The sequence below is a fragment of the Streptococcus sp. HMSC076C08 genome (assembly GCF_001810825.1).
In the GTDB taxonomy this organism is placed as follows: domain Bacteria; phylum Bacillota; class Bacilli; order Lactobacillales; family Streptococcaceae; genus Streptococcus.
The window spans coordinates 102,152-122,393 of sequence record NZ_KV802734.1 but is presented as its reverse complement, the minus strand read 5'-3'; the positions used below and the strand labels follow the sequence as shown (position 1 = coordinate 122,393).

Genomic DNA, 20,242 nt, shown 5'->3' with positions numbered 1-20,242 from the left:
TTCGTCAGTATAAGTCAACGGATACTCTGGAAGGGGGTCTGCTTGCGGTGGATTGTTCGGTACCATGCTTGATTTAGCCGTGCCGACCTTAACGACTTGCGTTACGGGAGCCAGAGTTTCCTCATTGGACAACTCTTGGCGGTCAACCTCTTGTCCATTAGAACTGTAGACACGAGTCTTGATAGTCCGTTCACCTTGGACTCCTGGAGTGGCGATTTGACGAGCATCACGAACCAATTCGTCCGTATGTTGCTCCTCGATGTTGAAGGCTATTTTCTCTACACGAATTTCGTCAGTATAAGTCAACGGATATTCTGGCAGAATATCTGCTTTTGGTGCTTCATTTGGCACCATGCTTGGTTTAGCCGTGCCGACTTTGACAATTTGCGTTACGGGAGCCAAGGTTTCTTCATTCGAAAGTTCTTGACGGTCAACCTCTTGACCGTTAGAACTATAGACACGAGTCTTAATCGTGCGCTCACCCTCAACTCCTGGTGTTGTGATTTGGCGACTCCCCTCTGGAATCTCATCTGTGTACTGCTCCTCAATAGAAAAATCAATCTTTTCTATTCTAACCTCATCATTTGTAGTCAATTCCAACTCAGAGTTCTCATGAATAGGAGCTGTCTCGGGACTGGTTCCGTACTCTGCCAACTCCGGAACTTCGTGAACAGGAGCTGTTTCAGGAGTTGTGCCATATTCCGTCAATTCCGGAACTTCATGAACTAGCGCTGTATCAGGAGTTATCCCATACTCTGTCAATTCTGGAACTTCGTGAACAGGTGATGTCTCGGGACTGGTTCCGTACTCTGACAATTCCGGAACTTCGTGAACAGGCGCTGTTTCAGGAGTTGTGCCATATTCCGTCAGTTCTGGAGTCTCACGAACTGGAGTTGTCTCAGGACTGGTGCCATACTCTGACAATTCCGGAACTTCGTGAACTGGGGATGTTTCAGGAGTTGTGCCATATTCTGTCAGTTCTGGAGCTTCGTGAATAGGAGCTGTATCAGGATTTGTCCCATATTCCGTCAGTTCTGGAATCTCTTGAACTGGAGGCATCTCAGAACTTGTGCCGTACTCTGCCAATTCTGGAACTTCATGAACTGGAGATGTATCAGGACTCGTGCCATATTTTGTCAGTTCTGGAACTTCGTGAACTGGAGTTTCTTTTGGTATCGAGTTAGTTGGAGCTGTTCCAACTAAAATAATTTCAGAAACAGGTTCAAGCGTCACTTGATCAGAAATCATTTCGCTTTTTACGATTTCTTGATTCTCACGATAATGACGAGTTACAACTGTTCTTTGGCCTCGAACACCTGATTGTATGACTTTTGATTGACCTTGAACCAAGTCATCTGAATACTGGTATTGGGTCTGATAAGGGAGATCTTGAACCGACTTTTGTTCACTAATTTTTAATTCTGGCAATTCATGAACTGCTCCAAGGCGAGCGAGTTCTCTCTCCTTAGCAGCTATAGCTTCTCTTTCTTCCTCAGTTAAAGCATCACCCTTATCCGAAACAATCTCTTTCATATCAAGATTTGTTTCACTCGGTTTAAGTTCACTTCCCTTCTCTTTCTCCAAATCAAGTGTCGGATTTTCCTTCTGAGCAGAATGAGTTAAATGACTATCATTTTGTTCTTCATTCTTTAAGTAACCGATATAGTCGTAACCGTCAATTTTCAATGGCGCTGGAAGGGATTCTCCAAGACCCAAGTTAAGACTTTGATTATATGCAGCGAGTTCGATATTCGTCACTGCTAAGACTGTTGGAGATAGCAGCATGGATCCCATTCCAGTTACCAACAAGATCGAAGATAAATACCTCTTCCCATTTCTGCCTCTAACAACTACAAGTACTAGTAATGCAAGACCCATCGCTGTAAATGTTGATTCCCAAAGGCCGGAGTGACCTGTCTTAGGCAATACTCCAGATGAATCCCCTTGAGTAGTCGGACGATAAACTAAGTAATAGGTCTCTGAAGCATCCTCAACATGCTTTGGAATCTCCCTAATCAAGGCACTCTTCTCTGCCTCTGTCAATTCAGACTCCACTACGTAGTGGTATTTGACCTGAGCAGACTGCTGACTTTGAATTTCTGCTGCCTTTACAGAAGTCAAGTCCCCAGTTATTTGCCCATTCAAAAAGAAGCTTCCAATAGTCGCCGAAACGAGCCCGACAGACAACTTTCTGAAAGAAAAGCGCTGTCGTTTTTCTCCATAAAACTGATGTTTCATTCTAAAGATTTCCTTTTCAATATATTATTCAATCCTTTCTATTCTACCTGATTTCACTTGATTATTCAAATTATTTGTCGCGATTTTTAGAAACAACACGTGCTTTTGAAAAGTACCAAAACACGACCTCCCTTTTTGAAAAAATCTCAAAAATCAACTTAAAACTCTCCCTAAAAATGTTGAATTTCTACATCTTTGTCCTAAGCTTTTACCAGCAAAAAAAGAGAGAAATGACTTTCTCTCTTTTACCTTCTCTCTCATCTTAAACTATGAGAAGACATATTTCTAATCTGATTATTTGGCTTCAAATCCTTCTGCGACAGCGTCCGCAAAGTTTTCTTCTACGATGCTTGCACAGTGATCACAGATAACTGCATGGTAGCTGCGTTCTGCTGTTGTTGGGTCGATACGACGGCAACGGTCACAAACTTCACCTGCAGCGCGTTCAACTGTAAAGGCAACATCCTCAAAGCTAACTGCTCCTTCTGGAGCTGTACCTTCAGCGATGGTCAATTCTGACACGATCAAAAGTTGAGCTACATTGCTATCCACTGCTCCAAGAAGAGTTTTCACCACTTCATTTGGATAAACTGTCAAGTGTGCTTCAAGCGATTTCCCGATAACTTTTGCATTACGCGCTTCTTCCAAGGCTTTTTGAGCTTGTCCGCGGAAATCCATGAAGGCTGACCATGTATCCAAGATTTCTTCTTGGTTGGCAAAAGTTTCTGCTTCTGGCAATTCTGACAATTGAACAAATTCTTCAGCTTCAAACTCAAGATATGACCAGATTTCTTCTGCAGTGTGAGGAAGGATTGGTGTCAAGAGTTTGGTGATTTTGACAAGAACGTCATAGAAGACTGTCTGCATTTGACGGCGTTCGAGTGATTTGGCACCTTCGATGTAAACAACGTCTTTAGCGAAGTCAAGGTAGAAGGCTGACAAATCAACGTTGATGAAGTTCACCAAGGCCTTGTAAATTGTCAAGAATTCAAAGTTGGCATAAGCATCACGAATGGTCTTGACAAGCTGGTTAAAGCGAATCGTCATGTACTTGTCAACTGAACGAAGTTCATCGTAAGCCACTGCGTCTTGAGCTGGGTTAAAGTCAGAAGTGTTAGCAATCAAGAAACGAAGAGTGTTACGGATCTTACGGTAAGTTTCAGAGACTTGGCTCAAGATATCCATAGAGATACGCACGTCGTTGCTTGAGTCAACACTTGTTACCCAGAGACGCAAGATTTCCGCACCAAATTGTTTTTCAACATCGCTTGGAGCAATGGTATTCCCAAGAGATTTAGACATCTTCTCACCTTTACCATCAAGGGCAAATCCTTGTGACAAGATTTGTTTGTAGGGAGCAACGCCATGGTTAGCAACAGATGTGATAAGTGATGAGTTGAACCAACCACGGTACTGGTCAGAACCTTCAAGGTAAAGATCTGCTGGATATTTGAGTTCTGGACGGTTGACCACTACTCCATTCCATGATGAACCTGAGTCAAACCATACGTCCATGATATCTGTTTCTTTTTTAAACTCGCCATTTGGTGAACCTGGATGCGTAAATCCTTCTGGCAAGAGGTCCTTAGCATCACGTTCCCACCAGATGATAGAACCGTGTTCCTCAAAGAGTTGAGCTACATGTTCAATAGTCTCAGCTGTCATGATTGGTGTTCCGTCTTCAGCATAGAAGATTGGAAGCGGAACACCCCAAGCACGTTGACGAGAGATAACCCAGTCACCACGGTCACGAATCATATTGTAAAGACGAACTTTCCCCCATTCTGAGTGGAACTTCACTTTTTCAATTTCATCCAAGATTTCTTGGCGGAATTTAGATACAGAGGCAAACCACTGTGGTACTGCACGCCAGATGATTGGCTTCTTAGTCCGCCAGTCAAATGGATATGAGTGAGAAATTTCTTCTTGAGCAAGGAGCAAATCACCCAGTTTTTCGATAACAGTCGGCACAACCTTATCATAGAACTGACCCGCAAATTCAGGACCAGAATTTTCCATCATAATACCGCGTTCGTTAACTGTTACAGCAACTTCAAGGCCGTTGGCAACACCGACATTGTAGTCGTCCTCACCAAAACCAGGGGCTGTATGGACGATACCTGTACCAGAGTCAGTCGTAACGTGGTCACCAAGGATTACCAACTCATCTACAGCTGTATCCCATGGGTGGACTGTTACGATGTGATTCAATTCTTGACCACGGTAGGTTGCCAAGACTTGCACATCCGCCCAGCCAAATTTCTCAGACAAACTGTTCAACAATTCTGAAGCAACTACAAACTTACGAGATTCACCAGCTGGTTGAACGACTACGTAGTCAATATCAGCTCCAACTGTCAAACCACGAGAAGCTGTGATAGTAAATGGAGTAGTTGTCCAAACTACGATGTAAGTGTCTGTATCTAGGACACCTTTTCCGTCTTTGACGCGGTTAGCATAGTAAAGGGAAGTTGAAAGCAAGTCATGGTATTCAATTTCCGCTTCAGCAAGAGCTGATTCAGATGACCAAGACCAGTAAACTGGCTTGGCACCACGGTAGATGTAGCCTTTCTTAGCCATTTCTCCGAAGACACGGATCTGAGCCGCTTCATAGTCCGGAGTCAAGGTCACATAAGGATTTTCCCAGTCACCAGAAACACCCAATCGTTTAAAGTCTTCACGTTGTTTATCTACTTGAGAAAGAGCGTACTCGCGGCAAAGTTTCAAGTACTCAACCAAGTCCATTTCTTTGCGTTTAACGCCCTGTTTTGCCAAGACTTGCTCGATTGGCAGACCATGAGTATCCCAACCTGGGATATAAGGAGCATAAAATCCTGACATAGACTTCGAACGAACAATAATATCTTTAGAAATCTTGTTCATGGCATGTCCAACGTGGATATTTCCGTTTGCATACGGAGGTCCATCATGCAAGGTGAAATGCGGTTTTCCTTGGTTCAATTCTTGACGACGTTGGTAAAGTTTTGCTTCTTCCCATTCTTTTTGCCAAACTGGTTCTTTGGTTGGAAGACCAGCACGCATTGGAAAATCTGTTTTCCCTAGATTGAGGGTTTCTTTAAGTTTCATTGTTACTCCTTTAATTTAAACTGACAAAATAAAAACCACGATTCGCAAAAAGGACGAAATTCGTGGTACCACCTTTGTTCGAAAAAAGACAGGGTCTCTTTTCCTCTTTTCCCGTAACGTGGGGGACGTCCAGTCTTACTATTTTCGGACTGGATTGCTTGAGAGGATAATCTAACCACTAGGGATTGCAGGACTCTCACCATCTCCCGCTCGCTGAAAATATAGTTGGTTGGATCTTGTTCTCACATTTTTTATAGGATAAGAACAGATTCTTTGTTTGCATCGTCCTCAGTTGCCGCAGTAGCCTCTACTTCAACTGGCTCTTCATGCTGGTCACTTTCTTCTGTCTGTTGATTTTGTTGAGCTTCAAACTCAGCTAATTCTTTGTTACCAGCCTCGATACGAGCTTGCAATTCAGCAACCTCTTCTGGTGTGAATTGACGAGTCATATCAATAGGCTCTTCCTCTGGTTGTAAAGATACAGTTTCACCAAGAACTTCACCCACCACTTCTTTAAAGGCTTCATCACTTGTCTGAAGGTAAGTAGCTGTTGGGCGAAGAATATCTTCCCAATCAGATGACTCGACAATAGCCAATTGACTTTCAATCGTAGACTTGAGGCGTTGATGGAATACGCGACTCTTGTTCTTCAACTCTTCTGTCTCAACAGCCACTCTCTTCGCATTATCTGTTGCCTGACGGAGAATTTCATTTGCCTTGTATTTCGCTTCTTCAAGCAAACGTTGAGCGTCTTGTTCAGCTTGTTGAATAATATTGTTTGAACGTTCTTGAGCAGCCTGTTTAACACGCTCCGCAGTATCTTGAGCAATCAAAACTGACTGACTCAAGGAATCCTTCATCTCATCAAAGTAAGACAAACGTTCTTCCAAACTCTTGATGTGTGTCTCTTTATCGTGATTGCTACGAACCAAGTCTTCGTAGTCACGAACAACGATATCAAGAAACTCGTCTACTTCTTCTGGATCAAAACCTCTAAATCTTGTACCAAAGGTTTTATCTTTAATTTCTAACGATGTAATTGGCATACTTTTCCTCACTTACTTAATAAAAAATAGAATCATTAATTGCTTCTGGTTCTTGCTCGCTTGTTACTGTTCTCTTAGGAATATCATTCGTATAATAGGAAAGACGTTCTTCTAGTTTTTTGATATAGAGTTCAGTTTCATTTTTGTATCGAATCATCTCCTCCAATTCAAAGTAAATCTTATCTAGAAAGAGGTCAACTTCTTCCTGATTGTAGCCTCTGAATGTTCTTGAGAAAGCTTTATCACTTATTTCTTGTGGTGTAATCGACATATTTTTTCTCACTTGCTTAAAAGTAGCCGGACTGTTAGTTTTTTCTTATCCTTTTTGGTCTGACCATTGTCTTTGACAACTTTCAAACGACCAAACTTTCTCACACTGATCAAATCTCCAACTGCGACCTGGTAATCAGATTTTTCAACCACATGATAATTTACCTGGACAGATTTTTTCTCAATCAGTTGACTAGTTTGATTTCTAGATAATTTCAAGGCACTTGATAAGAGGGCATCCAATCGAAAACTCGAAACTAAAATTTCTCGTTCTCTATAATCAATTTTAGACAAAATCCTATCGGTAAAAGGACGTTCCTCCAGCGATACAGGAAGTCTGCCAATCTTTCTTATTCCATCCTGAAAAAGAGGAATGAAATCACGATTGACAAAAATCTGTGCTCTCTTTTCATCTACCAAGATATCACCAAATAATTTACGGTCAATTCCTAGTTGGTTGATGATTGTTCCCAATATTTTTCCATGACTCAGTTGTTCAAACTTACTCGGATAGCAAATTTCCAACAAGGCCATTTCAAAGTCTGATATCTCCGGTTCAAAGTAATCGGGATAGAGAAGAACACGAACCGACTCTGTCGGAAGAAAATCACCACTACTTTGGCAACCCAGTCCATATGTCCCAGCTAGTACCCTCAAAATCTGTTCCTGATGGGGATTGATAAAAGGAGTAAGTACCGGCGCATAGGTATCTTCTACCCGCTTGATCCACTCTAAACCCTTATCAATAAAGGGAATATCATCTTGGGAAAAATGCTGATAAATGGCTCGATTTGCTGTCATAGTAATAGGACTAGTCGTGTTAAGAGATTTCCAACAAACTGAATCAGAATCAGCGCTGCCCAAACCGTAAAATCAAGACCAGCAAATTGTAGATTGAGCTTACGAAGGGGCTCAATAACTGGGCGAGCAAGTCTGATAACTAAGCGACCTAGCTGGCTTTCATAGGCATTTGGAAACCATGAAAGAAGAGCAAATGCAACGAGAATGATGGAATAAATGCTAACCGCATTTTGGATTAAACGAATTAAGAAAATCATTATCTTGCTCTATTTCGTTTAATATCAAAACCAAACTCAGCGCTTTGTGATTCATCTGGAAGCTTGATATCCTCAATATTCACGACAACGTTGACAGGCGTCAATAGATACATCGTACTCGCAACTTTTTTCATATTTCCAGCCAAGACATGACGGGCTCCATCCAAGTAATCAAGGCAACGACGGGCTTGTACTTCTGTCATGTATTGGAAATCAATCAAGATACTTTCATTTCCAGTTAACAAATCAACAATCTCAGTTGCATCCTCATACTTTCTTGGATAACGAACATCAATCGTCACTTTCTCATCTGAGTGATGGTTTTGCTTTGCCAACTCTTGTTGACGAGCATGGAGGCGAGTAATATTCGCATCTTTTACTGAGCCCGGCTGAGCAGATGCTGGTAATTCTTTAGAAGATGAGATGGCTGGGCTAACTGTTTCCTCTTGTTGAGTCTGGTAGTTAGTCACGTCTTCTCCATCTTCTGTAAAATAATCTATAAATTTATCGAATCTATCTTTTAAAGACATAGCTCTCTCCTATTTAAAAAATGCTGTACCGATTCGAACAAAGGTTGAGCCGAACTGAATCGCTTCTTTAAAGTCACGACTCATTCCCATGCTTAGCTCTGTCATCGGCATATTAGGGATTTGTTTTTCTCTAATTTCTGCTTGCAGAGCCTGCGTATCCTTGAAAATTTCTTTCAATTCATCACTGTCTGCCTCAAAAGGAGCCATGGTCATTAAACCAACATACTCAATCTGATCTAACTTAGCCAATTCTGGCAAAAGTTCTAGCAATTCTTCTTTTGAAAACCCATGCTTACTTTCTTCCCCAGAAATATTAACCTGCAAGAAACACTTGATAACATGATCTGTTCTCTTTTGAATTTCCTGGGCTAATTTTAGGGAGTCTAAAGCATGAAAGTAATCCACATATGGGATTACTTCTTTTACTTTCCGTCTCTGTAGTGTTCCTATTAAATGCCAAGTGACTGGGTAATCTTTCAAGGCCTGATATTTTTCTAAAAATTTATCAACCCGATTTTCACCGATATGATAGATGCCAAGCGGAAGCAAAGCTTCCGCTGTTTGTACATCTACATATTTTGTCACTGCGATTACTGAAACAGCATCTAGATTACGGTTGGCTTTTTGACTAGCATCAGCAATTTGCTGAAAAACTAATTCAGTATTTTTTTTCAAATTCATTGATTAACGATTTTTGAAGAATGGAGGTGTATCCAATTCATCTTCATCTTGTGAAACTGGTGTTTCGAAGCGTTCTACTGGTGAAACAACTGGATCTGTTTGGCGAACAATTGACTCACGACGCAAGTCCCAGTCTCCAAAAGCAGAGGCTTGGTTTGTTTCAAAACGACGTGGGCTTGATTTAGGCATTTCTGCTGTCTCTTCCAAGTCGAATTGACGGTCAAATGTGTGCGCTTGTGGAGCTTTAGTTGATGGACGTCCAACTGGTTGGTTGTTACGAGCTCCAACTACTTTTTCCACTCGCTCTTGACGAACACCTGTCGCTACAACAGTAACACGGATTTCATCCTTCATGCTTTCGTCAATTGATGTTCCAAGCCAGATGTTTACACCTTGGCCAGCTGCTTGGTTGACAATTTCTGAAGCTTCTTCTGCTTCAATCAAGGTCAAATCAAGACCACCAGTAACGTTGACGATGACATCCTCTGCACCATCGATTGTTGTTTCAAGAAGTGGAGAGTAAATTGCTTTACGAGCCGCTTCAACAACGCGTTCTTCACCACTACCGATACCGATACCCATAAGAGCATTCCCTTTGTTGGCCATTACAGTTTTCACGTCAGCAAAGTCAAGGTTAATCAATCCTGGATTCGTGATCAAGTCAGTGATCCCTTGAACACCTTGGCGAAGAACGTTATCTGCTTCGCTAAGAGCTTCAAGAAGTGGCGTTTTCTTATCAACAATTTCAAGCAAGTTGTTATTAGAGATAATCAACAAAGTATCAACATGCTCGCGAAGTTCGTTGATTCCTTCTACAGCGTACTGACCACGTTTACTTCCTTCAAATCCGAAAGGACGTGTCACAACACCAACTGTAAGAGCACCAAGATCTTTAGCGATACGTGCAATAACAGGGGCTGCACCTGTACCAGATCCACCACCCATACCTGCAGTGATAAAGACCATGTCCGCTCCAGTGATAGCTTCCGTCAAAGCTTCTTCACTTTCTTCTGCAGCTTTACGTCCAACTTCAGGACGTCCTCCAGCACCCAAACCACGAGTCAATTTTGGACCAAGTTGGATAACTGTTTCTGCTTTCGTACTGCTAAGGGCTTGTACATCAGTGTTGGCTGCGATAAATTCTACACCAGCAACACCTTCGTCAACCATGCGGTTGATGGCGTTACCACCACCACCACCGACACCAATTACCTTAATAACTGCGCCTTGAGCTGCTGCTGTATCAAATGAAAATGTCATAATTTCTTATCCTCTTTTATTCATCAAACATGCTTCCGATCAAACCACGGAAACGTTCTGTTAGCTTCGGTTTACTTTGAGAACTTGCTTGGAATTCTTCCTTGGGAGCAACTGGAGTTTCCTGCACAGTTTCAGCTGGAGCTGCTTGTGCTGGACTTGGTTGCGCTACTGGATTCAAACGTTGATTTGGAATGCCAAAGTTGATTGGTTTTTGACGAAGGAATTCATCTCCTTTAACTGCTTTTTGGGCAAGAAGATTGACTTCAGTCAATTTACCAGCAAACTCAGACAAGCTAATCACGTGCGCAAATGCAGGGTTGCGAATTCCAACTTGATTTGGTACATAAAGTTTTACGCGAACACCAAATACTTCTTGGGCTAATTCAACAATTCCTGGCAAAATTGCATTTCCACCGATAAGGACGATACCTCCAGGTAAATCTAACAAGTGTCTTCTTTCCAACTCTTGTTTGATTTGGTCAAAGATATGTTTGATGCGTGCTGAGATAATTTCTGCCAAGTAGCTTTCTGTTACTTCAACAGGTTCTACTTCACCAATTACTTCAACTTGGAAAGTTTCGTTACTTGCTAGTGGAACGTAAGCTTCACCATAGTTCAGTTTCAAACTTTCAGCAATTTTTTGAGATGTTTTCAAGACTTTAGAAATGTCTTTAGTAACGTAATCTCCACCTTCTTGGTAGATGTTAGTGAACTGCAATTCTTGGTTGCGGATAGTCGCTACAGTAGTCTGACCTCCACCCATGTCAATGACAGTCGCACCAAATTCGCGTTCGCCTTCATTGAGAACGGAGTTCACAATTGCCAAAGGTGAAATAATCACATTATCAACATGAATACCTACACGCTCAACCGTCTTGCGAAGATTGTGTAGAATTGTACGAGGACCTGTGTAAAGCAGACCACGCATTTCCAAGCGAACACCCATCATACCACGAGGGTCACGGATTCCTTGAAAACCATCCACGATGAATTCTTCTGGAATAAAGGTAATCACTTCACGGTCAGGAGTCATGCTCTTTGTCAAAGCTGATTTGACAACATTTTCAACATCTTGATCTGTGATTTCTTTAGTATCTGAAGTTACAGGAATCATTCCTTGTGTTGGTTCAACCTGCAAGAGGTTTGCTGGAAGGCCAACGTTAACAGACTTAATAGAAATACCAGCTTTCTCTTCTGCCTGTGTGATTGCGGATTTGATTGCTGAAGCAGCTGCTTCAATATCAACAATAATTCCGTCTTTTACACCTTTACTTTTGGCATTACTAACACCAATTACATTTACTTCGCCATCTCTATGCTCAGCTACTAGCACTTTAATCGAGCTTGTTCCGATATCTAAGCCTGTAAAAAAACCATCTCTAGTCATTACATCGCGTCCTCTCTGTCTTCCAAGTTTCTCACTTCTATTTAATAACTATGTTTGGGCATAGCTATTCAAAGAATATTATAACACAAAAAATCCAATCGTGCTTAGTTTTTGATAAAATTCCTGCATGTTTTTTGAGAAAATTCTAGAAAAATTCTTCTTCTAAGAGATTTTTTGAAGTTAACGTTCACAATTTCCTTTCTGCTTCTTAAAAACCCAAAAAAGAGAAGATCATTTTAGATCTTCTCTTGAATAAATTCTTCCGATTTTTGTTGTAAAAAATTTTCTACTAATTTCCCTGTTAAGCGAATTGCTATCACGATAACAGTCGAAACAATGAGATAATTTAAGGGTTGGCCGAAGCTTCCAATAAGTGGTGGTTTGTTTAAAAATCCATAATCCCCATCTACAACTAAATTGACAACCCATATCAAGCCATTTAAGGCGAAGGTAATCACCGCCACATTCTTCAAATCGAGAAGGGATGGCTGATAGTTTCTAAACAAGTATAGAAGCGCATTTCCTAAAAGGGCAACATGTCCGATAATGAAGGACAAAATGGTCACGTGTGGAAATGGGTAGGGATCAAAGAGAGGGTAAGCCAGTGCTGCTGTTGCTCCAAAAGTTCCTAAAAGAGCAAAGTACTGTTTGTACTTGGATTTTCCTGGAATCAAGAGCATAACAAACATGGCGATACGGCAATGATAGAAGGGTAAACTTTCTGACAGAGGCATGAGATTTCCCCAATACCAGCTATACAGAACAATCAGTTGAACAGACTGAAGAATCTGAATAAAACGCTGGTAAGCAACTTTCTCGCGAAAACGATAAGAAGCATAGAAAGTAAGAGCCAGTAAACATAACAAACCAATGTACCAGTGAAGTTCAAACTGGGGCGGTTCTGATATCTGTGTGGTAAATAATTTATCCCACAAATTCATATTCTATTCCTCGTTCATCTAGCCGGAGCAGTAGAAAAGTCACTGCTCGACCTTTTTATTTTTTTTGAAAAACTTGATTCCATGCCATGCATAGAATACTTGCGTCTTAAATTCGCAACCTATTATATCATTTGTATTGCAGAAATGCACTGATTTGAAATCTACAATTTCATATGGAAATCGCTAAACTACATTAGGCTTTCGACCAACTCGGCTAGATTCATGGAGTTAGAGCCTTTAAGCAAAATTTGGTCATTGGCACCGAGGCTTTCCTTAACCTGCTTGACTAGGTCTTCAAATTGGTCCTCGTCAGCTGTTTTCTTGAAGTAGAAAACGTGACCGATTGGGAACATTTGACTGGCAAGTTGTGCCAATTCGGCAATGTCTTCTCCATAGAAAATAACGGTATCCAGCACATCTGGCGATAGGCTTAAAATCATCTGGTTATGGAGTTGGACTGACTGGTCGCCGAGTTCCTTCATGTCTGCCAAGACAGCGATTTTCTTGCCCCCTTCATTAGCTGGAATGGCAGAGAATGTCTCCAAAATCAACTTCATAGCAGTTGGATTGGCATTGTATACGTCAGACAGAATATCTGCTCCATTGGCTGCCTTCTTCCACTCAGTACGATTGCGGGTCAATTCTAGGTTCTGAAAGGCCTGACGAATTTGCTCCTCTGAAACTCCTTCTTGTAGAGCCACATAAGCAGCAATCATAGCATTGGTGGCATTGTACTTACCTGTCACTGGCAAATCGAGGGCTTGTCCCAAGAAATTGGCCTTAAAGGTCAGACTATTCTTGCGCTCAACCAAGTCTGTGATTTCCAGCTCTGCTCCTGGCCCAAAACGAACCACCTTTTTATCTGTAGGCAAGTAGTCCTCTACAATCGAGTCAGCTGGTGCCAAAAGCAAAGAACCTGGTGCCATACCATCTGCAATCTGCATTTTTCCTTTGGCAATCTCAGAACGGTCTTTGAAAAAGGCCAAATGAGCCTCTCCAACCAAGGTCACAATGGCTGTCTTAGGATGAGCCAATTCAGACAAGAGATGGATATCCCCCAAGTGATCCTGCCCCATTTCCAAGACCAATTTTTCAGTATCATCTGGCATATGAAGAACTGTGTAAGGAAGACCAATCTCGTTATTGTAATTGCCCTGAGTTTTGTAGGTCTTGTAGGTTGTTGATAATAAATGTGCCAACATATCCTTGGTCGTCGTTTTTCCATTTGAACCCGTTACGGCAAAGACATCAACAGCCGTTTTCTCAAGATAGTAGGCGGCTAGTTGTTGAAAGGCAATCAAAACGTCAGCTACTAGAATGTAGGGATGATTTGCAACCTCTTTCTCAGACAAGGTTACTGCTGCACCATTTTCAAAAGCTGTTTCGATAAAGTCATGACCATCGCGCGCACCTTTGAGTGGCACAAACAAATCACCTGTCCCAATCAAACGACTGTCAAACTCAGCTTTTTCTATCTGGGTGTCCTCAAAGATGCTGACATCATTTTTAGCCCCAACAGCTTGGGCAACTTCATGGATCGTTAATTTCATTTCTACTCCTTTAAAAAGGGTTGAAGTCCGAGAACTCGACTCACCTTGCAGTGATAGTTCCGGCTTCTACCCTCTCTTTCATTTTATAGCAAATGCGCTTCGCGCTTGTCAAAACTTTGCTTAGCAAGGTCAACCAAATGCTCGATTAGTTCTGGGTAGCTGATTCCCATATTGTCCCAAAGTAGTGGATACATAGACCACTGGGTAAAACCTGGCATGGTGTTAAGCTCGTTTAGGAAAATCTCGCCCTTATCTGTATAGAAGAAATCACAACGAGATAGACCAAGTCCACCAATCGCACGGAAGGCTGTTTCAGCATTTTGACGCATGACAGCTACTACATCATCACTAATCTTGGCTGGGATGTCCATGGTAATCTTGTTATCGATATATTTGGCATCGTAGTCATAAAAGGCAACATCCTTGACCACTTCACCAGGAAGCGTGCTCTTCACATCGTAGTTGCCCAAGAGACCAACCTCGATTTCACGGGCATTCACCCCTTGCTCTACCAAGACACGGCTGTCATATTGGAAGGCAAGCTCCAAGGCTTGACGGAGTTCTTCTTGGTTTTCAGACTTAGAAATACCGACACTGGAACCCATGTTTGACGGCTTCGTGAAGACTGGATAAGTCAGTTTTTCTTCAACTTCAGCGATTTTAGAAGTCACATCATCTCCTTCGACAATGGCCACATAAGGAACTTGAGCGATCCCGACAGATTCTAACACACGCTTGGTCGTGATTTTATCCATGGCAAGACTTGATGACAAGATATTGCAACCGACATAAGGCATTTTCAAAACTTCAAGGAATCCTTGAACAGAGCCATCTTCTCCCATCGGACCATGAAGAACTGGAAAGACCACTGCACCTTCTTCATAGATGGCACTTTGCGCGATTTTCTTGTCCCAGTCAATGGTCTCATTGGTCATGAGACGATCCTCTTGACCTGGAGTCTGGCTAAATTCTTGCGTTTTGATAAAGTCACCTGATTGGCTGATGAAGAAAGTCTTGACTGTGAAACGATCGTAGTTGACCACACGCATCACACTTTCAGCTGAAAGGACAGAGACTTCACGCTCTGCACTACGCCCACCGTATAAAAGAATAATCGTTTGTTTCATATTGCTTGTCCTAATTCTAATAGAATATTCGTTCTTTAGTATATCATATTTGCTTCTTTTTTGAAACTTGTATCTAAAAAAGCCCTCATTTGAGAGCTGAAATTTTACCTATCCACCACTTGAGCTTCAAAGTGCGCCGGTTTGTCGTCTACATTGGTGATGGTGATCGTGTAGGACTTGTTATTGGTTACATAAAAAACTTTCTCCCCTTGGTAGCTGACAACAATCCCATTCTTTACCAAATGAATATCTTTTTGATTGTTTGGAAGCTCTTTATCATCATACCTTTTGGGAGCTCTATCTATTCTGCAAAATTTCGTTCTCTTTCCTTTTTCTACGCTGACCCGACCACCTGATACACTGCAACAATACTATCATACGAAGAATCAAATAAACCAAACGAAGGATTTTCATCTTTCCAAGAACTGATAAGAAGGTTTTCCTTGCATTCCCCACTTCTTGAACTAACTGTTCAACCGTTTTACCTGTTTCCTCTTTAATAGCAACTGCATTCTTTGAAATCAAATAATAATTTTGTTCTAATCTGCTGATATAGGCTTTGGAAATTGGCTCGTCTAAGAAAAAATATACTCTATCAGCATACTCATCCTGAGACAGCGTATAGTAAACTTCAGCTTCACTCTCCCATTTTTTAGGAAAACTAGTTATTCTTATATTTCCATAGTCTAAATGCATCATTCCAACTAAAACGTCATTAGTCCATTCTTCCGCATAATGGTATAATTTCATTTTCTTATCTACCATTGGCCAAACTATAACATACCGACTATGCATGAATTCCTTAGTTAATGCCGAGTTACTTGCCAAGCTGGTCGCACCAATCTCATATACTGACCAAATAAGAACTATGAGCATTAGGACAGCTTGAGTTGGTTTGTTTTTATAATAGTTTCTTATTCTTTTTAACATTTTACTCTCCAACTGCGGGATTAGGTTTATCTAAATCTTTTTTGACATTTTGACTAGTATTCGCCACTAGAGCCTCTCTTGCATATTCGAAAGAAACAAGCTGATTGTTACTTTCAAAGCAAATAAGTCTCCTTTACCAAACAATTACAACAACTGAGGCCTAGTTTACGGTTCCTAAATCTACCGATCCACCACTTGAGCTTCAAAGTAAGCTGGCTTGTTGTCTACATTGGTGATGGTGATAGTATAGGGAGTTTCTTTCGTCACACCAAAAGAAAGCAGACCAAAGCTATCGAATAAAATAAAATATTCTTAAGAACTCTGTCATAGCACCCCACCTGTATAACACTATTGCCTCGCCGTTTCGTTTGTTATTCTGTTCTCCATATATCCTTAACTGTCACTTCTCCCCAATTATCTGTGCTAAAACGACTAGAGTAGATAGTGGTCCAGTCTTTAAGGACTTTATTACGGAGTACATTGTCTGCTTCCTTGCGAATCTCATCAACAGTCTTACCGCGTTTGGCAAGAAAGTCCTCTACTTGAGACTACTGAAAATATCCTGTACTCTCATCATCATAGTACCACATAAACCGTTCTAATTGCCGATTGTTTACATCGTACAGGTAATCTACATTTATGGTTGTCTCTGTATCTGGCAGTCTCAAACGCATCTCTATCCCAACTTTCGTCATCTCCTGAAATCCAAATTAAAAATAATAACCTAGAGATTGAATAGTATTTGGTAAATCTACACTTTTATAATCAATAGAATGAATAGAAATTTCTTGAGAATCGTTGTCCACAAATTTTAAACTTTTTAACTTATAAAAAGCTCGTCCTTTCCAGAGAAATGTATAATTGTGATAATCACTTTCTTCGTAGTATATTTCATTAAAAATATTATGAACTCTCTGATATTTATAGTACTGAAAACCAGAGAAAGATAATAATAGAACTATTAGCAACGAAAAAATTACAAATTTTCTCTTCTTCATCTAATCACCTCATCTCTGTCAACTCTTGATTCCCTGTTTCAATATTTCGAATGAAATTATAAGTACTTGGGTAATTTTTTTGTATCTCATCTACGGTATCTTTTTCTAGTAAAATCCCTCAACACACCCCGTTGTTCATACAGCATTGTGTTGAGCAAGAAGTTACTTTCTCTGGCAAACTATCCATACAAGGTTTGATACATCTTTTTCATGAAGCCATCAAGCTCTTTTTGAACAATCTTTAATAGGCGTTCTTCTTCGGATTGAGAGATGTTCACACTCTCTTTTATATTTTTTTCATTAAATTGAAAGTAGCTGCTAGAAACTATATCAAAGTTCTTATCCAATTCATATAGTACGCTAGTTATTTTACCATCTATCTCCATTCTAAAATAAACAGTAACCCCATTCCGTCCCGGATTTGAGATATCCAAATTGATGTCTCCTTTTATCTCTATGGAGTCAATTCCTCCATCCAAACGAATAGCACCATCGGGAGGAACGACATAACCCGCTTTACGGATATCAGACGCATATTTTTCTGACGCCATTAAACGTTGTAAGACGGCTATATTGTCCCTCTCTTCAAAGGAGGTTTTTAATTGCATATATTCTTGGTGGTTTTGATACTGAAAATAAAGATTCAAGCCAGTAGCTAAGGCAATTACAGAACCAATAACGATCAGTATTTTTTTAAGTCCCGACATTCTGTTCACCCCCTCTGTCTAAGTAATCTTAGAAGTCTTGTTCATACAGCATTGCGTTGAGCAAGAAGTTACTTTCTCAAACAATCTAACCATACAAGGTTTGATACATTTTTTTCATGAAGTCATCAATCTCGCTTTGAACACTTCTCAACAAGTAATCTTCTTCGGCTTGTGAGACAGAAACAATCTCTCTTTTCCCGTTTCCATTTTGCTGAGAATAGCTGGAATAAATTAAATTCAGATTTTTATCTAAAATGAAAGTTATATGTGTTTGTTTTTCATTAACCTGTGTGATGAAAAATAACTGAAAATCCTTAGCATCCTCTTTTGGAGGGCTAATTTTCAAATGTAACTCTCCTTCTATTTCTAATGGATAAATAACTCCATCCAATCGAATAGCTCCGTCAGAAGGAATAGTATATCCTGCCTTGTGGATGTCAGACGCATATTTTTCTGATGATGTCAAACGATGAAGAACTTCAATTCTTTCATTTTTTTCAAAAGCTTCTTTTAAAGCACTAGATTGTTGGAAATGATTGTAAGTAAAATATAAAGGAATCGCTAATAGGAACAAGGACAATACAATCAACCACTTAAACTGTTTTACTTTATCTAACATTCGCCTTTCCCCTATCAACACTCTCTTTCAAATAGGTGGGATTATATATTCTCACTCGTCTTCCTCGTCGTCATAAATTCGTTCACCATGGATTTTGATGTATTCTTCCCATCCTCTGTGTAATTCATCCCAAAGGGGTTCATCAATCGCCTCCATAACCTCTAGTTCTTCCAAACTAATATCGACTGCTTCGTCGTAGGTCAAATTCAGCAGGTCTGCATGTTTCGTTTTAAATTCTTCAATACTCAGCCATGTTTCTTTGTCGTCTTCGCTGATTTGACCGTCAATGGCAGATGCTACCTCAATCGCCATGATATAGAGCGCTCGCTTATCAACCGTTAGAATATCTAGATGAGTGGAAATAATCCGCAAACAATCACCTTTCTCACGTCCATCGCTTTCATAAGAATTTTCTAGATCCAATGTCAAGTTTTCATATTCAAATGTCTTCCAAGGGTTTATATTTGTATTAAAATTTGCACTCTCCCAACGTTCGTCATTATATTTAAATTTATCCAACCGTAAATTCAAATGTAAATCTTCATCCCAAGCATAGGAAAAATCAAGTGGAATTCCTTTTCGCTCTTTGAACCACATTTTTTGAGCCATTTCTTTAAACTCTTCATAAAAATCAGTCTTGGTGTAATCACCTTTTAAATATAATTTCATTCTTCCTCGTCGTCCAACTCTATCTCTCCATGGATTCGGATATACTCTTCACGTTTTCTATCCAACTCTTCCCAGATGGGATCATCAATAGCGTCGATTATTTGAATTTCTTCTAAGCTCATCTCATTTGCTTCATCAAAAGTCAGAGATAAGATATCTTGGTGCTTTTCCTTGAATTCCTCGATTGTTAGCCATGTTTTCTTATCATCTTCACTAATTTTCCCATCAATCGCAGTCGCAATTTCAAGTGCCATAATATACATAGCTCGTTTATCAACTGTTAATACATCTAGATAATTCGAAGCGATTCTTAGATAAGCACCCTTTTCTCTACCGTCGCTTTCATAACTTCCTTCATAATCCAAATCAATATTTTCATATTTTTGGGAATTGATTGCACTGCCCCCTTTTGCCTTGACATCTTTCCAACGAGAGCCACTTGCTCCCCACTTATCTAACCGTAAAGATAAATAGAAGTCATTTTGCAACATCTCATCATCCCCGACATTTGAGAAACTTATTTTTTTACCATTTCTTTCTTTAAACCACATTTTCCATGCGAGTTCTCTGTAGCCAAATGACACTTTTCTAGTATAATCACCTTTGATATATAGTCTCACTCGTCTTCCTCATCATCATAAACACGTTCGCCATGGATTTTGATATATTCTTCGCGAAGGCGTTCTTCCTCTTCCCATAGAGGATCTCTTACCGGTACCATTGTCTTTAATTCTTCCAAACTGATTTCAACAGCTTCATCATAAGTCAGTGAAAGAACATCCTTGTGATATTCCTTAAATTCTTCTACACTTAGCCAACTTTGCTTGCCGTCTTCGCTAATCTGACCATCAATGGCAGATGCTACTTCAATAGCCATAACGTATAAAGCGCGCTTGTCAACCATTAAAATATCTACATGAGTTGAGGCAATTCTAAGAAACTCCCCTTTTTCGCGGTCGTCGGAAATAAAGGCATGTTCAAATTCAAGTTCAATATCTTCATATTGCAAGGACAACCAAGGATTGCTCGGAATTATAAAAGGAGCCTTATCCCATCTTTCATCAACTGAAGCCCATTTGCGCAACTCTGCTCCGAAATAAAAATCATCTTGCAGCATCTCATCATCCCCGACATTTGAGAAACT

The 20,242-nt window shown here is 40.4% G+C and carries 22 protein-coding genes and 1 pseudogene; all 23 read right to left on the bottom strand.

Annotated features, from left to right (window positions below; translation table 11 throughout):
- Positions 1–2,238, bottom strand: a 2,238-nt coding sequence (locus tag HMPREF2766_RS05760; protein ID WP_148131192.1) for an SIALI-17 repeat-containing surface protein, incomplete at its 3' end; no start/stop codon positions are given.
- 294 nt (positions 2,239–2,532) lie between these two features.
- A complete protein-coding gene (gene ileS / locus HMPREF2766_RS05755; RefSeq protein ID WP_070568429.1) occupies positions 2,533–5,325 on the bottom strand; it encodes an isoleucine--tRNA ligase in 2,793 nt (930 codons plus the stop codon).
- 251 nt (positions 5,326–5,576) lie between these two features.
- Positions 5,577–6,371: a DivIVA domain-containing protein gene (locus HMPREF2766_RS05750; protein WP_070568426.1), complete on the bottom strand. Its 795-nt coding sequence runs from the start codon at positions 6,369–6,371 to the stop codon at positions 5,577–5,579.
- A 16-nt stretch (positions 6,372–6,387) separates the two neighbouring features.
- A complete protein-coding gene (locus HMPREF2766_RS05745) occupies positions 6,388–6,642 on the bottom strand; it encodes a DivIVA domain-containing protein (protein ID WP_070568424.1) in 255 nt (84 codons plus the stop codon).
- A gap of 8 nt (positions 6,643–6,650) precedes the next feature.
- Positions 6,651–7,442 carry a YlmH family RNA-binding protein gene (locus HMPREF2766_RS05740; protein WP_070568422.1) on the bottom strand — a complete coding sequence of 264 codons (792 nt, stop codon included), beginning with the start codon at positions 7,440–7,442 and terminating at the stop codon, positions 6,651–6,653.
- Positions 7,439–7,699, bottom strand: a complete 261-nt coding sequence (locus HMPREF2766_RS05735; RefSeq protein WP_000576501.1) for a YggT family protein — start codon at positions 7,697–7,699, stop codon at positions 7,439–7,441. The genes HMPREF2766_RS05740 and HMPREF2766_RS05735 overlap by 4 nt, the downstream gene beginning before the upstream one ends.
- Positions 7,699–8,229, bottom strand: coding sequence for a cell division protein SepF (locus tag HMPREF2766_RS05730; protein ID WP_070568420.1), 531 nt, complete (start codon positions 8,227–8,229; stop codon positions 7,699–7,701). Before HMPREF2766_RS05730 ends, HMPREF2766_RS05735 begins: the two co-directional genes overlap by 1 nt.
- Before the next feature lie 9 nt (positions 8,230–8,238).
- Entirely contained in the window at positions 8,239–8,910 is a 672-nt protein-coding gene (locus HMPREF2766_RS05725; protein WP_007521215.1) for a YggS family pyridoxal phosphate-dependent enzyme, read from the bottom strand.
- Positions 8,911–8,913: 3 nt separating this feature from the next.
- On the bottom strand, positions 8,914–10,170 hold the full coding sequence (ftsZ, locus tag HMPREF2766_RS05720) for a cell division protein FtsZ (RefSeq protein ID WP_000144262.1): 1,257 nt from the start codon (positions 10,168–10,170) through the stop codon (positions 8,914–8,916).
- A 16-nt stretch (positions 10,171–10,186) separates the two neighbouring features.
- Entirely contained in the window at positions 10,187–11,557 is a 1,371-nt protein-coding gene (gene ftsA, locus HMPREF2766_RS05715; protein ID WP_070535008.1) for a cell division protein FtsA, read from the bottom strand.
- 236 nt (positions 11,558–11,793) lie between these two features.
- Complete coding sequence (locus HMPREF2766_RS05710) at positions 11,794–12,498, bottom strand: YwaF family protein (protein ID WP_070568417.1); 705 nt, start codon at positions 12,496–12,498, stop codon at positions 11,794–11,796.
- A gap of 188 nt (positions 12,499–12,686) precedes the next feature.
- Entirely contained in the window at positions 12,687–14,048 is a 1,362-nt protein-coding gene (murF, locus tag HMPREF2766_RS05705; protein ID WP_070568414.1) for a UDP-N-acetylmuramoyl-tripeptide--D-alanyl-D-alanine ligase, read from the bottom strand.
- An 83-nt stretch (positions 14,049–14,131) separates the two neighbouring features.
- Positions 14,132–15,175, bottom strand: coding sequence for a D-alanine--D-alanine ligase (locus HMPREF2766_RS05700; protein ID WP_070568411.1), 1,044 nt, complete (start codon positions 15,173–15,175; stop codon positions 14,132–14,134).
- Positions 15,176–15,279: 104 nt separating this feature from the next.
- Complete coding sequence (locus HMPREF2766_RS10180) at positions 15,280–15,417, bottom strand: hypothetical protein (protein ID WP_000240324.1); 138 nt, start codon at positions 15,415–15,417, stop codon at positions 15,280–15,282.
- Between the two features lie 55 nt (positions 15,418–15,472).
- The gene (locus HMPREF2766_RS05695; RefSeq protein WP_070568408.1) at positions 15,473–16,105 is read right to left on the bottom strand and encodes a hypothetical protein; all 633 of its coding nucleotides are present in this window, start codon (positions 16,103–16,105) and stop codon (positions 15,473–15,475) included.
- Positions 16,106–16,476: 371 nt separating this feature from the next.
- A pseudogene (locus HMPREF2766_RS10280) lies at positions 16,477–16,641 on the bottom strand (TipC family immunity protein); the annotation flags it as partial.
- Positions 16,642–16,653: 12 nt separating this feature from the next.
- The gene (locus HMPREF2766_RS10275; protein ID WP_225893231.1) at positions 16,654–16,800 is read right to left on the bottom strand and encodes a hypothetical protein; all 147 of its coding nucleotides are present in this window, start codon (positions 16,798–16,800) and stop codon (positions 16,654–16,656) included.
- Positions 16,801–16,815: 15 nt separating this feature from the next.
- Positions 16,816–17,103, bottom strand: coding sequence for a TipC family immunity protein (locus HMPREF2766_RS10270; RefSeq protein ID WP_261676405.1), 288 nt, complete (start codon positions 17,101–17,103; stop codon positions 16,816–16,818).
- Between the two features lie 179 nt (positions 17,104–17,282).
- Positions 17,283–17,810, bottom strand: coding sequence for a thiol-disulfide isomerase (locus HMPREF2766_RS05685; RefSeq protein WP_070568405.1), 528 nt, complete (start codon positions 17,808–17,810; stop codon positions 17,283–17,285).
- A gap of 85 nt (positions 17,811–17,895) precedes the next feature.
- The gene (locus HMPREF2766_RS05680; RefSeq protein WP_070568402.1) at positions 17,896–18,429 is read right to left on the bottom strand and encodes a thiol-disulfide isomerase; all 534 of its coding nucleotides are present in this window, start codon (positions 18,427–18,429) and stop codon (positions 17,896–17,898) included.
- Between the two features lie 51 nt (positions 18,430–18,480).
- A complete protein-coding gene (locus tag HMPREF2766_RS05675; RefSeq protein ID WP_070568396.1) occupies positions 18,481–19,098 on the bottom strand; it encodes a hypothetical protein in 618 nt (205 codons plus the stop codon).
- Positions 19,095–19,718, bottom strand: a complete 624-nt coding sequence (locus HMPREF2766_RS05670) for a hypothetical protein (protein ID WP_070568393.1) — start codon at positions 19,716–19,718, stop codon at positions 19,095–19,097. The genes HMPREF2766_RS05675 and HMPREF2766_RS05670 overlap by 4 nt, the downstream gene beginning before the upstream one ends.
- Positions 19,715–20,242: hypothetical protein (locus tag HMPREF2766_RS05665; RefSeq protein WP_070568389.1), on the bottom strand; the 528-nt coding region annotated here is incomplete at its 5' end. The genes HMPREF2766_RS05665 and HMPREF2766_RS05670, both read right to left, overlap by 4 nt.